General features: G+C 31.9%; 10 protein-coding genes. 8 read left to right on the top strand and 2 right to left on the bottom strand.

The genetic code is table 11. The features are described from left to right. Positions 1–230: 230 nt before the first annotated feature. Together QLS71_RS17570 and QLS71_RS17565 are read left to right on the top strand one after the other, a co-directional pair. Positions 231–875, top strand: coding sequence for a DUF6266 family protein (locus QLS71_RS17570; protein WP_348636551.1), 645 nt, complete (start codon positions 231–233; stop codon positions 873–875). A 567-nt stretch (positions 876–1,442) separates the two neighbouring features. Continuing rightward, the gene (locus QLS71_RS17565) at positions 1,443–1,772 is read left to right on the top strand and encodes a YegP family protein (protein WP_308992089.1); all 330 of its coding nucleotides are present in this window, start codon (positions 1,443–1,445) and stop codon (positions 1,770–1,772) included. A gap of 496 nt (positions 1,773–2,268) precedes the next feature. Here QLS71_RS17565 and QLS71_RS17560 read toward each other — a convergent pair whose 3' ends face one another. Together QLS71_RS17560 and QLS71_RS17555 are read right to left on the bottom strand one after the other, a co-directional pair. Then, positions 2,269–3,579 carry a hypothetical protein gene (locus QLS71_RS17560; protein WP_308992088.1) on the bottom strand — a complete coding sequence of 437 codons (1,311 nt, stop codon included), beginning with the start codon at positions 3,577–3,579 and terminating at the stop codon, positions 2,269–2,271. Positions 3,580–3,584: 5 nt separating this feature from the next. Beyond that, the gene (locus tag QLS71_RS17555) at positions 3,585–4,046 is read right to left on the bottom strand and encodes a T9SS type A sorting domain-containing protein (RefSeq protein WP_308992087.1); all 462 of its coding nucleotides are present in this window, start codon (positions 4,044–4,046) and stop codon (positions 3,585–3,587) included. Between the two features lie 487 nt (positions 4,047–4,533). Here QLS71_RS17555 and QLS71_RS17550 point away from each other — a divergent pair, with 487 nt between their 5' ends. From QLS71_RS17550 to QLS71_RS17525, 6 genes are all read left to right on the top strand, one after another. Further along, positions 4,534–5,727 carry an ATP-binding protein gene (locus tag QLS71_RS17550; RefSeq protein WP_308992086.1) on the top strand — a complete coding sequence of 398 codons (1,194 nt, stop codon included), beginning with the start codon at positions 4,534–4,536 and terminating at the stop codon, positions 5,725–5,727. Between the two features lie 246 nt (positions 5,728–5,973). Beyond that, on the top strand, positions 5,974–6,729 hold the full coding sequence (locus QLS71_RS17545; protein ID WP_308992085.1) for a LytTR family DNA-binding domain-containing protein: 756 nt from the start codon (positions 5,974–5,976) through the stop codon (positions 6,727–6,729). Between the two features lie 18 nt (positions 6,730–6,747). Then, positions 6,748–7,140 carry a response regulator gene (locus QLS71_RS17540; protein ID WP_308992084.1) on the top strand — a complete coding sequence of 131 codons (393 nt, stop codon included), beginning with the start codon at positions 6,748–6,750 and terminating at the stop codon, positions 7,138–7,140. Positions 7,141–7,467: 327 nt separating this feature from the next. After that, entirely contained in the window at positions 7,468–10,212 is a 2,745-nt protein-coding gene (locus QLS71_RS17535; RefSeq protein ID WP_308992083.1) for a substrate-binding domain-containing protein, read from the top strand. 356 nt (positions 10,213–10,568) lie between these two features. Beyond that, positions 10,569–11,885: a sugar porter family MFS transporter gene (locus QLS71_RS17530; RefSeq protein ID WP_308992082.1), complete on the top strand. Its 1,317-nt coding sequence runs from the start codon at positions 10,569–10,571 to the stop codon at positions 11,883–11,885. Between the two features lie 11 nt (positions 11,886–11,896). Then, positions 11,897–13,504 (top strand): glycoside hydrolase family 32 protein, encoded by a 1,608-nt coding sequence (locus QLS71_RS17525; protein ID WP_308992081.1) that lies wholly within the window; start codon positions 11,897–11,899, stop codon positions 13,502–13,504.

Genomic DNA, 13,504 nt, shown 5'->3' with positions numbered 1-13,504 from the left:
TTTGTTCAGCCAAACCCCATCTAAAAAAAATACAGCCGAGTGGTAGACGAACAAGACCCGAACAAGACTCGAACAAAACCCCCATTTTTTTGGCGCTTGTCCCAAATCGTCTCAAATCGTCTCAAATTGTGTCAAATTGTGTCAAATCGTCTCAATATGTGTCATGTGGTTGGAAATGAGGTAAAAGCGTTTTAGTTTCACGGCATATTAACCCCTAATTCTATAACATCATGGGAACATTTAGTAAAGGCATCCTTGGAGGTTTCTCCGGAAAAGTTGGCAACGTTGTGGGTGCACGTTGGCGCGGTAAAGATATTATGCGCAGTTTACCGGCACGAGGTAATTATAGACCTACACAAGCGCAAATGGATCAACGTAACCGCTTTACAACGGTTATAAAGTTTTTAACGCCTATAAAGGACATCCTTTCGGCGTATTTTGGTAAACAGCAAGGCGACAAGTCTAGCTTTAATTTAGCAACGGGCTACCACATTAAATACGCCCTTTTGCCAGACCCTTTAGAGGGGTATACCATTGATTACCCCAAAGTACTTGTTGGCAAGGGCGATTTACGGGGCCTCTCCAATGGGGCGGTAGCGCTCGATGCAAACCAAACCCTTACAATTACCTGGAACGACAATAGCGGACAAGGTAATGCCTCGGCTACCGATGGCTTGGTTGTGGTGGTGTATTGCAAAGCACTCGATTTGTTTGAAACGGCTAACCCTGCGGGCACCCGTGAATTAACAACGCTGCAAATACCCTTACCGGCCTATTGGACAGCACAGCAAGTAGATGTGTGGGCAACCTTTGTAACGGCCGATGCAAAACTGGCGGCTACTAGTACCTATTTGGGAACGGTAACGCTAGCTTAAAACTTGTTTACTAGGTACATAGCAGAGGCGCCACACAGGAGGCCTCTGCTATCATTTTTTAAAAAGACGAGGCATCAGGATTGTTGTTTAGACGCTGCTCTATCAGGGGATAGGGCAGGAGTTTGGTTTTGCACCAATGGTATAAGGTGCTTCGGCTTAGTTTAAAGAAGTGTTGTGCCTCATTGGTGGTTTTCAAGCTTCCTCTTTAAAGCGTTGGTGATTAAAAATTCAGACAGACTGCTTGGGGCTTACATACCATAACCCCGTTTTTTGATTGAAAATTTGAACCCTGTTATTCCGTATTGTCGCTGTTGGGATACTACTTTATGTTTTTTTGGGACGTTTTTATCAAGCAGTTAAAATAGGGTTCTGTACAAATTACATGCTAAAAACACTGAAGGATTTGGATTGTTTTAAAACGAATATTTTAACAAATGTTGTTGAAAAACAAGAAAAAATTACAGAGCAAATTAACAAAATTGAAAGAGATGTATTTAAATACACATTTCTTTCGATTTTGTTAATTTTTTGTAAATTGGGGATCAAATAACTAAAATATTATTTATTATGGCAAAATTTGAAATATACAAAGACAAAAAAAGTGAATTTAGATTTAGACTTAAAGCAGGTAATGGACAAAATATTCTCGCTAGCGAAGGGTATACTGCTAAATCTGGATGTACAAATGGTATTGAATCTGTAAAAAAGAATTCAACTGATGATTCAAGATACGAAAGATTACAATCCAAAAGCGGTAGTCCTTATTTTAACTTGAAAGCAGCTAATAATCAAGTTATAGGAACTAGTGAAATGTATTCATCTAACAGTGCTATGGAAAACGGTATTAGTTCTGTAAAAAATAATGCACCTACAGCAAGTATTGAAGACTTAACTTAATAAAATAAACGAGTAGTTATAGGAGTGATGATTTTATAAAATAAACAAAGGAAGCAGAAGCTTCCTTTGTTTTGTAAATTGCTATTAATTCTCTTAACTGCCGTTAATTTTTCCCTCTCACCTGAAAAATTAACCGCTTTGTGAGTACAATATTAATTCAAATTTTATTTTTATTAAACTCCCAAGTAATAAGTGGGAATATTTCGGAATAAGCGTTATAATTATTTGAATAGGTTGCAAAAATGAATCAACCTTAGATTATGCTTGTGGATAAAAATCATTCTAATTTGGAAACTAATAGAGCTAAAAGGATATAGATAATATCATGAAAACTAATGGTCAAAAAAGCACTTTATCTAACAACTTGTTTTCATGCGCAAAAATTTTCTTTAGAAGCCTCCATTTTTGATAGCAAAACCATAAGAAATAAAAAAGTGCTCGCCTTTTATTGCGAGCACTTTTTAATATCAATTTATAAGATTTTAAAATTCTGTTTTTATTTAATTTCTTTTACAACAATTTTACCAATCAAATTCACGTCCGTACCTTGAGTCTTCTCAAGTTCCAAAATCACATCTGTAGTTGGTTTGAAAAGGAAGTTTGTCATAGACATATTATAAGATACGTCTGATCCACCTTGTCCGAAGTAGATTTCAGTTCCAAGGTATTGGCTGTTAGTAGCATCTTTCATTTTAAAGGTATGTCCTCCAGTTGCATTGTAAATATAGAAAGCAACGGTTACTTCGTACATTTTGTTTGCATGCAAAGTGATGGATGAACCGTTAATTACAATTCCGTTTATATACGTCGCCGATGGGGGCATAGTAGTGAACGTTTGTGCGCCTAACGTACTTGAATTTGCAATGTAAGCATAAGCATACTCTGGCATTGTAGATGTGCCTGTAGAACTAATTACACCAGACGTGATATCAATACCTGTACCTGCTGTATACGAACCTGCTGGCCCTGTAGCACCTGTTGGTCCTTGTGCTCCTGTAATACCGTCTGCACCATCCAAACCTGCGGGTCCTTGAGGTCCCATGGGCCCTGTTGCACCATCTAAACCATCAATACCGTCGATTCCATTTGCTCCAGTTGCTCCTGTAACACCTATTGCTCCTTGTGGACCTGTTGCACCGTCAATTCCGTCAACTCCATCCAAACCTGCTGGTCCTTGAGGCCCCATGGGCCCTGTTGCTCCGTCTAAACCATCAATACCGTCGATTCCATTTGCTCCGGTTGCTCCTGTAACACCTATTGCTCCTTGTGGCCCTGTTGCACCGTCAATTCCATCAACTCCATCCAAACCTGCGGGTCCTTGAGGTCCTGTAGCACCATCCAAGCCATCAATTCCATCGATTCCGTCGATGCCATCTGCACCTGCTGGTCCTGGTGTAGAACTACCACTTGTTTTTGCATAGAGGGCATAAGGCACACTAAGTAATTGACTGGTTCCAGTTATAGTATAATTAGTTCCTCCATTTATATCAAATTCAGTTTTAATAAAATAGGTATTATTTCCCCAGTCTATGCTAGTGAAATCACCAGAGATAACAGATCCCATCCCAATTTCAAGACTAATTAATCCATTTATATTTGTTGTTGGAGATTGTGTTTCAACATAAACAGCGTTTCCATTGGCATCATCTTCTAGTATACTTAATTGCATACCAATACTTTGTGATGACAGGATATTGTCGCTATTGTCTCTAACAACAGCTTGATAACTTAATTTTTCGGGGGTCTGAGCAAATATATTTATTGTAAATAAAATGCTTAATGTTAATAGTAGGTAGTTTTTTTTCATTTGGGTTAATTTTTAATTATTTTAAAAGATTTAATAAGGTTTTTATTGTTTGAAAAAACATTTAATTGATAAACAGCATTTTGTAAATTTTCTATGTTAATTTTTGTTTTTTCTGCAGAAATGGAACTTGATTTAACAAGGCGTCCTAGTAAATCGTACATTTCGTAACTAAGGTCATTGTTGTTTATTTTGCTTACCTGTAAATTAAGTTCGGAAGAACTTGGATTAGGAAAAGCCATAATACTAAGTTCAAATTCATACGAATTTGTATCAAGGCTTATAAGGTCTACTGCATATTGAACTCCTTGGTACATAATTTGGTTAGAATCCCCTACAGGATTATTGAACATTTGTCCAATTGACTGGTTTATGGAACCATCTGAGCCAGAAACGATTCCTCCAGATGTATTTAGGGATTCTTGAGCATTGGTATTGATTGTTCCTAAACCTAAAAAGATTAAGGTCAATAACCCACAGTTTTTTATTTTTTGCTGTAGGATTTTGTGATTTTTAAAGTAGGTTTGTTTCATAGTTTATGATTTTAGGGCTTTTTGTGAAAATCAATAAAAAGCGATCTTATTTATCAAACATATAAACAAACATCACAGAAAAAGGAGGCTTATTAATAACTGTTCATTACAGGGGATAACTGGTAAATTATTTTATATTTTAAATAATATTGCTGGTATTTCTTTTAAATACAAACTCATTATATTAAAAAAGGTTTTAATAGTAACTATTATCGCTAGTCTTAATTCTATCAATAATCTGCGTAATTATGCTTATTATTCATTTAGAACTAGTAGCGTGAACACTTTTATGATTTAAAGGAATTTCTTTTCTTATCCTTAAATTTTATTACTTTAAGAATAACTTTTTAGATACTAAATCGATCTTCATTAAAGATGTTTTATTTATTTAACTTTGTAGATTTAACATTAGATTCTACAAAAAATGAGTGATAAGGAAGATTTATTAAGAACTAATGCTTTGCAGGAATTAAATAGTATGTATACACCTCCTGAAAAAATGTTCGATGATATTACAAGTCTTGCTGCCTTTATTTGCGATACCCCAATTGCATTAATTAGTTTGGTTGATGATAAAAATCAGTTTTTTATATCTCATTATGGTCTAGATGTTAACAAAACAGCTATTAAAGAGGTTTTTTGTACTCATGCCATTAAGGCTGATGAAGCTGTTTTTATAGTTGAAGACGCCACAATAGATAAAAGGTTTAAAGACCATCCCTTGCTGCTTTCAAACCCAAACATTGTATATTATGCAGGAGTTCCTTTGGTTAATGAAGAAGGACTAAAAATAGGAACTTTGTGTGTTATTGATAAATTTAAAAGGTTATTAGATAAAAATCAGATAAAGGCTCTTAAGAATCTTTCTAATCAGGTAATTTATCTTCTTAAACTAAGAGAAAGTAACAATGCGCTAAAATCTTATAAATTGAAGCTAGAAGATTCATATAAACGTAGTTCAGAATTCTCAACAATGGCTGCGCATGATTTAAAATCACCTATGAATGGGATTAAATCTTTTATAGACATAATTAATAGTAAGTACAAAAATGTATGGGATGATAAAGATGAACAGTATTTGAAATTTATTTTTGAGAATATTCAACGAATGAATAGTTTGATAATTGGTTTATTAGAGTATTCAAAAAGCGATATTGATGTTATTAATAAGGAACGTATTGATTTAGAAAAATTAGTTAAAAAAGTTTATGATTTAATAATACAGGATTTAAGTATTACAAATGCAAAACTTATAACCTCAAACTTGCCAATTATCATTTCCTCAGAAATAGCTATAACTACATTATTTCAAAATTTGATGGTGAACGCTCTCAAGTTTCAAAACAAAGGAGCCAATCCAGAAATACAAGTAACATGCGAGGAATCTGAATTTAAATGGATTTTTTCAATTGAAGATAATGGAATAGGGATTGATGCGGAACATTTTAATATCATATTTAATCCTTTTAAACGGTTGCACAACCAAAGCCAATTTTCTGGTAGTGGGTTAGGGTTATCTACTTGTAAAAAAATTGTAGAGAGTCTTAAAGGAGAATTAAGGGTGAGCTCTTTAAAGAATAAAGGTTCCATATTTGTGATTGATCTTCCAAAAAATTAAATTCATAAACAGGGTTAATTTAATTTACTTAACATAGCTTTTGATTGAAATCAATATTGTTAATGGTACAATAAAAGTCCAATTTCCTTAATTATTTAACTACATAGAGCTTAATTGTTATTATAATTTGGTCTTTTTGTAACTTTTATAAATGATTTAATGAATCTTATTATATATATTTAGCTTCGATACTAATATAAAAGCCCCAAGTTCATATTTAGGTAAGATTAATAAAAACATATACTAATGAAATTAATAAAGGCGATAATTATTGATGAAGATGTGAGTACAATTGCTTCATTAAATCAATTTGCCTTAGAAAATCATTTAATCATCTCTATATCTGGTTCTTCAGAAAATATTATAAGCGGATTAGAATTAATAAAAACACATAAGCCTGAATTAATTTTCTTAAATCCTACAGAAAAAAATCTATCAGATATAAATTATATTAACGAATTGGCTTTTCATAAACCAAAATTTGTATTTGTTTCTTCTGAAAAAGAGAGGGCATTCGAGGCCTTTAAACATAAAGCTATAGATTTTTTATTAAAACCATTACCTAGTAATGATATCATTTTATCTATTTATAAGGTGAGTAATTATATTGAGATGGAAATGACATTTCAAAATCAAAAAATCAAAGATTTGAATTCATTAAATTCTCTGTATTTAAATAGTGATTACTTATCGGTTGCTTTTATAGATAAAATAGAGCTTATTAAAAAAGAGGATATTATTTTTTGTAAAGCAGAAGGCAAGTATACAGAATTTCATTTGGTTAATGGTTTTAGAATTTTATCAAGCAAAAATTTAGGTGAATATCAAGATGTTTTAGGTGATAAGAATTTTTACAGAATACACCATTCTTACATCATAAATATTAAACACATTATAAAAATAACAAAAAAAGATGGCTACTATTGTGAATTTTCAAACAACGTAAAGCTTCCCATAGCTAAAAGAAGGCAAGAGGGTTTTTCGAAGTTTATAAATCTATAAAAATTTAGAATTAAAAAGATGAGTTTAAAAAATAATATAATCATGATAATTGATGATAATGAGTTTGATATGTATATCACCTCACGCTTGATTCTAAGTAATCATTTGGCAGATGATGTTTTAGAATTTGACTCAGGTCAGTTAGCAATAAATTATTTAGAATTGAATAAAGATAATGTATCGCAATTACCTCGTTTGATCTTTTTAGATATTTATATGCCTTTAATGAATGGTTTTCAGTTTATTGAACAATTTAAACGCTTACCAGCCATAGTTAAAGAGTATTGTAAAATTTGTATTGTTTCATCCACTGTTGATGATCAATATATTTATAAAGCTAAAATTGAAGAAGGCATTAATCTTTTTACTAGCAAGCCTATAACTGTTGATTATATTAAAAGTATTTTTTAGTAGCTTCTTATAAAAAAAGTAAGCTTCCTCTTTTTGGTGAAGCCTAAATTTTTTATGAAATAGCTTAATGTTATTTTACAGAAATATAAAAATATTTATTTTCTTATTTTCCTTCATTGAAGTCCAATAATATTGTTTTTCGCTTTTAGCTCATCTTTAGTTGTTTACATTTTTATGTATTTCACCTAAATATATCATATTGAAAATTATGAGAACTTATAGAAGTTGATAATACTTTTGTTTTTGTTAATTTCAAATAAAGTATTTGCCAGAGAATAGTTTTGCTAAATATTTTTTACCTTCGAGGAACTCACCATAATATAAGAAATGCAGAAGATAACCTTAGTATATATTTTAAAATTGTCTATTATAGTAGGTTTAATTTTTGTTTCTGGATGTTCCAATATTTCAGAAACAAAAACATATACCATAGGGTTTTCTCAAACAGGGATTAATGATGAATGGAGAAAGTCTATGAATCAAGCCATGGAAATTCAAGCAGGTTTTTATCCGGAATTAGAACTTAAAATTCTCGATAGCAAAGACAATATAGACAATCAAATAAAAGACATAGAGCAATTAATTTCTGAAAAGATTGACATGTTAATTGTATCACCTATAAAATCTAAACCAATTACTCCCATTGTTGAAAGCGCTTTTAAAAGTGGTATTCCCGTTTTAATTGTTGACAGAAAAACGGATGGTGATAATTATACAGCTTATTTAGGAGGTGATAATTATGAGGTTGGAACCAATGCAGCCAACTATTTAGCTTCTCTAACAAATGAAAACAAAAACATAATTGAAGTTAAAGGGCTTGCGGGATCTTCGCCAGCCTTAGAGCGTAGTTTAGGTTTCAATGATGTAATTAATTCAACTAAAAATTTAGAAGTTGTTAAAACCATTGAAGGAAATTGGGAAAGTTATTCTATAAAGGATCCTTTAAGAGACATCTTAGAGAGTATAAAAGACATTGATTACATATTTGTACATAACGATAGAATGGCTTTGGGCGCTTGGGAAGTTGTTAAAGAGAAAAAGCTTCAAAAACGTATAAAAATATTAGGTGTAGATGGTTTAAATGGTCCTAATGGCGGTATACAATTGGTTAAAGAAAACAAATTGTTAGCGACTATTCTATACCCCACTGGTGGAGATGAAGCGATTCAGCTAGCTTTAAAAATATTGAATGGCGAACGGGTAGCAAAGAACAATATTTTAAACACAACAGTTATAGATGCTCGTAATGCGGATATTATGAGTAAGCAATTTGATAAAATAGACCAACAACAGCAAGATATAGATTATCAACGTATTAAAATAGATAAACAAGAAAAAAAGTACACTACACAAAAACACACTTTGCAGTTACTTTTAGCGCTATTAATTATTAGTATTGTTTTAGGAGGGTATAGTATTTATTCTGGATATAATAACAGGAAGAAAAAAAGAGAGTTAGAATTACGGAACAGTAAAATTACCATTCAACGAAATCAAATTAAAAAGATAGCAGACGAAGTTAAAATTAGTAACGAGGCAAGAGTTAATTTTTTTACAGGCCTGTCCCATGAGTTTAAAACACCTATTACGCTTATTTTATCTTCAACAGAATCTTTAACAGAAAGTAAAGTAATAAGAGATAACAAGCTTTTAAGCGAGGTGGGTTTAATATATAATAATTCGAAACGCTTGCTAAGATTAATTAATCAACTACTTGATTTTAGAAAAATTGAAGACAGGAAGTTTGTTTTAAAAGCGTCTAACACAAATTTATATAAATTTTCGAATTTAATATTTAAAGATTTTGAACGCGAAGCCCAGAAGCGAAACATTAATTTTACTATAACGACTAATAATGAAGATTTATCTGTTTTTATTGACAGAAATTTAATGGATAAAGTATATTTTAATTTACTATCGAATGCTTTTAAATTCACACCTAATAATGGTGTGGTTTCTATTAATATTGAAGATGATTTTAATAGCAATTTTGTAAAAATACACTTTGTAGATTCTGGAATAGGAATACCCAAAAAGGAAATGAATAAGGTGTTTCAAGCCTTTTTTCAAGGCTCAAATAATAATAAAACAAGTTCGGGTATAGGTTTGCATTTGTCTAAAGAATTTATTGAACTTCATAAAGGCACCATAGAAGTTATTTCTAAACATGGAACCGAATTTATAATTACACTTTATAAAGATAATGTGCATTTAGATTCTGATGAAATTATTCATGAGGTAGATGTTATTGATAGCATGCTTTTATGTCCTGATTTAGATTATGAAGAGGACGATTTTACAGAACAATTAGTTTTGAACAATGAAGATAAGTATTCCATTTTAATTATTGAGGATAACCTTGATTTGATAAAATATTTGAGCGGAAAATTATCTATAGATTATAATGTACAGGTGTCTGATGGTGCCGACGGTATAGAAAAAGCTTTAGAACATATTCCAGATATTATTATATGTGATGTGAGTTTACCTGACAAAAGTGGTTTCGATATCTGTGAAATTTTAAAGAAGGATTTAAGAACGTCACATATTCCTATTATCCTTTTAACAGCATTTAATAATAAAGAATCTTATATTAAAGGGTTAGAGTCTGGAGCAGATTTATATCTTACTAAACCATTTAGTTTTTCAATTTTATCGCAATCTATAAAAACACTTATTTATAACCGCGAGAAGCTCAGGTATTATTTTGTTAATAATGTTCATAATATAAGTTCTTCTAATAATTTTGGATCTATAGAGCAAGAATTTATTTCGATGTTGAATAAAATAATAAATAATAATATGGACAATTCTAAATTTTCTGTTGAAAATTTAGCTCAAGATCTAAATATATCTCGAATTCAGCTGTATAGAAAAATGAAGGCTATTATGGGGGTAAATGTGAGCGATTATATTCAAAATATACGATTGGAAAAAGCAAAAAAGATGCTAAAAGAGACCTCATTAACCATCTCTGAAATAGCCTATGCTACTGGGTTTTCTTCACCCAATTATTTTTCTACAAGCTTCAAAAATAAATTTAATAACTCTCCTAAAGCTTTTAGAGAGTAATAAGTAGTGTGTTTTCTCCTTCTTTTATGTTATTTCTGTAATAATACACTTGTTTTATTATGATTTCTTTATTTATTAAAGCAAAATATATCTAATTGTGAATTATTGTAGTGTTTTATTAAGAAATCGACACCTGTTTTAATTGGTTATAGGTAACAATTTTAAACTAAACAGGTAACAATTTTAAACTTCTATATTTTATTCAAAAAATAAATTCAATTCAAATACCTGTAAACCAGCACGTTAATAATTGTTTAACGTTTGGTTAACAATTTTGTAATGTTTTGATACATATCTAAAGTACAACAACAGTCCTTAAAAGTACCTTGTGAATACTAAACTAAATACATCACCACATGAACAGAAAGATATTAATCTGGTCTATTACTGCAGCATTAGCTGGTTTCTTATTTGGCTTTGATACGGTAGTCATATCAGGTGCAGAAAAAAAATTACAATTATTATGGGGTTCCTCCGATATGTTTCATGGCGTAGTTGTTATAGGCATGGCATTATGGGGAACAGTAGTGGGTGCTTTTTTTGGAGGCATTCCTACCAATAAAATTGGACGCAAAAACACGTTAATATGGATAGGTGTTTTATATACCATATCTGCCATTGGTTCGGGTGTGGCAAACGATCCTTGGGTGTTTGCGGCTTTTAGATTTATAGGTGGCTTAGGTGTGGGAGCATCTACCGTTGCAGCACCTGCTTATATATCAGAAATTGCACCAGCTAAAGATAGAGGGAAGCTAGTGGGTTTATACCAATTCAACATTGTATTTGGTATTCTTGTTGCATTTTTATCAAATTACTTACTAAATGATATAGGTGAAAATGCCTGGCGTTGGATGGTAGGTATAGAAGCGTTTCCTGCTATAATTTACACCACATTCGCATTTACAATTCCAAAAAGCCCCAGATGGTTGCTTACTAAATTTAGAAATAGCGAAGCCATTGGCGTTCTTAAAATTATTAATCCAAATCAAGACCCAGAGAAACTTATGCTGGAAATAAGGGATGAGATGGAAAACACGGTTCCTAATGAAAACATATTCTTAAAAAAATATAGGTTTCCGTTAACTCTAGCTTTTTTAATAGCTTTTTTTAATCAACTATCGGGAATCAACGCACTACTTTATTATGCCCCTAGAATTTTAACAGAAGCTGGCCTAGCAGAAAGTTCAGCCCTATTAAGTAGCATTGGTGTTGGAGTAACAAACTTGCTTTTTACACTTTTAGGTATTTTTCTAATCGATAAATTAGGAAGAAAGCAACTCATGTACATTTGTTCTTTTGGATATATTATATCACTATCTCTAGTATCGGCTGCATTCTTCTTAAATTGGGAAGGTAGTTTTATGCCAATCTTCTTATTCATGTTCATTGCTGCACATGCTATTGGACAAGGCACCGTAATTTGGGTGTTTATTTCTGAAATTTTCCCTAATCATTTAAGAGGCTCGGGGCAATCATTTGGCAGTTCAGTACATTGGGTACTTGCGGCGATTGTGCCTTCTTTAGTTCCTGTATTATTTTCTACAATCGGTGCCGGTATGGTATTCTTATTCTTTGCCATTATGATGGGCTTTCAGTTGCTTTTTGTAATGTTTATGATGCCAGAAACAAAAGGTATACCCTTAGAGGAATTAAGTAAAAAACTAACTAAATAAATTAAAATAACATGAAAAGCTTTAGAAAAACAAATCTAGTTTTAATGCTTTTGGTATTATCATTCCTAATAGGGTGTAAAGATAAAAACCAAAGTATACAAACTTTAGATGAAGTGGTAAATGTACTTTCTTCAGAAGAAGATTTATATCGTCCAAACTTTCATTTTACACCAAAAAAAGCTTGGATGAACGATCCTAATGGTATGTTTTATTACAACGGATATTATCATCTATACTTTCAATATCATCCCGATAGTAATGTTTGGGGGCCCATGCATTGGGGGCATGCTATCAGCACAGACATGATTACTTGGGTTGAGCAACCTATAGCTTTATATCCAGATGAATTAGGTACTATTTTTTCAGGAAGTGCAGTAGTTGATATAGGTAATACTTCTGGTTTTGGAAAAGCAAGCGAAGCGTCACCTATTGTTGCGATGTATACGAGTTCAAAAAAATTAGAAGGTGATGATAACTGGAAGCAAACGCAAAGTATTGCGTATAGTAATGATGAAGGAAAAACGTTTACGAAATACGAAAATAACCCAGCAATAGACAATAATGAAATTAAAGATTTTAGAGACCCTAAAGTAACATGGGATGAAGATCGTAAAAAATGGGTAATGGTACTTGCTGCAGGAGACAAAATCATGTTTTACGATTCCAAAGACTTGAAAAAATGGCATTTACTTTCAGATTTCGGACAAGGTATTGGCGGTCATGGTGGTGTTTGGGAATGCCCAGATTTATTTCAATTGCCGGTATTAGGAACAGATGAATCTAAATGGGTGCTTTTTGTAAGTATCAATCCTGGGGGTCCAAATGGGGGTAGTGCTACCCAATATTTTGTGGGAGATTTTGATGGAACTACGTTTAAAATGGACAAAGATTTTGAAACCGCATTAAATAAAGAACATAATTACTGGATAGATTTTGGAAGAGATAACTATGCAGGCGTTTCATGGTCTAATGCTACAAAAAAAGATGGTAGCAAGCTAATACTAGGTTGGATGTCTAATTGGGATTATGCTCAAGTAGTTCCTACCGAAACTTGGAGAAGTGCTATGACTATTGCCAGAAAAGTACAGCTTCAAAAAAATAATAATGGGTATAGATTATTGATTAATCCTGTAAATGAACTAACTAATTACAGAAGCACAAAATATAAAAAGGAAAGCATAACTATTAAGGGTGATACAAAAATTATAGACTCTAATGCTATGGATTTAGCCAGCACCGAAATTCAATTTAACATTTCAAATTTAAAACACGAAGGTTTCACTTTTAATCTTACTAATAAACAAGGTGACACTTTAGCTTTTGGATACAACCACAGCGATAAAAACTTTTTTATAGATAGAAGAAAATCTGGAAAACGAGATTTTTCAGAAAAGTTTGCAGATCGTGTTTCTATGGCCAAAAGAACGTCTCTTAATACAGGTTTAACAGGAACAATCATTCTCGATAAAACCTCTATAGAATTATTTTTCGATAATGGAGAAACAGTAATGACAGAAATATTTTTTCCAAATGCACCATATGACAAACTAAGTATTGAACCAAATAATCAAGAATTTGTTCTTGATGATATTGAAGCACACAAACTAAATTTTAACTAA

Origin of the sequence: Mariniflexile litorale, from assembly GCF_031128465.2 — a bacterium.
Classification (GTDB): domain Bacteria; phylum Bacteroidota; class Bacteroidia; order Flavobacteriales; family Flavobacteriaceae; genus Mariniflexile; species Mariniflexile litorale.
This window is presented reverse-complemented; position numbering and strand designations above follow the sequence as displayed.

What these genes read in the sequence shown, in the direction of transcription:
- QLS71_RS17570 (WP_348636551.1), top strand. Translation starts at nt 231, where the DNA reads ATGGGAACATTTAGTAAAGGCATCCTTGGAGGTTTCTCCGGAAAAGTT.
- QLS71_RS17565 (WP_308992089.1), top strand. Translation starts at nt 1,443, where the DNA reads ATGGCAAAATTTGAAATATACAAAGACAAAAAAAGTGAATTTAGATTT.
- QLS71_RS17560 (WP_308992088.1), bottom strand. Translation starts at nt 3,579, where the DNA reads ATGAAAAAAAACTACCTACTATTAACATTAAGCATTTTATTTACAATA.
- QLS71_RS17550 (WP_308992086.1), top strand. Translation starts at nt 4,534, where the DNA reads ATGAGTGATAAGGAAGATTTATTAAGAACTAATGCTTTGCAGGAATTA.
- QLS71_RS17545 (WP_308992085.1), top strand. Translation starts at nt 5,974, where the DNA reads ATGAAATTAATAAAGGCGATAATTATTGATGAAGATGTGAGTACAATT.
- QLS71_RS17540 (WP_308992084.1), top strand. Translation starts at nt 6,748, where the DNA reads ATGAGTTTAAAAAATAATATAATCATGATAATTGATGATAATGAGTTT.
- QLS71_RS17535 (WP_308992083.1), top strand. Translation starts at nt 7,468, where the DNA reads ATGCAGAAGATAACCTTAGTATATATTTTAAAATTGTCTATTATAGTA.
- QLS71_RS17530 (WP_308992082.1), top strand. Translation starts at nt 10,569, where the DNA reads ATGAACAGAAAGATATTAATCTGGTCTATTACTGCAGCATTAGCTGGT.
- QLS71_RS17525 (WP_308992081.1), top strand. Translation starts at nt 11,897, where the DNA reads ATGAAAAGCTTTAGAAAAACAAATCTAGTTTTAATGCTTTTGGTATTA.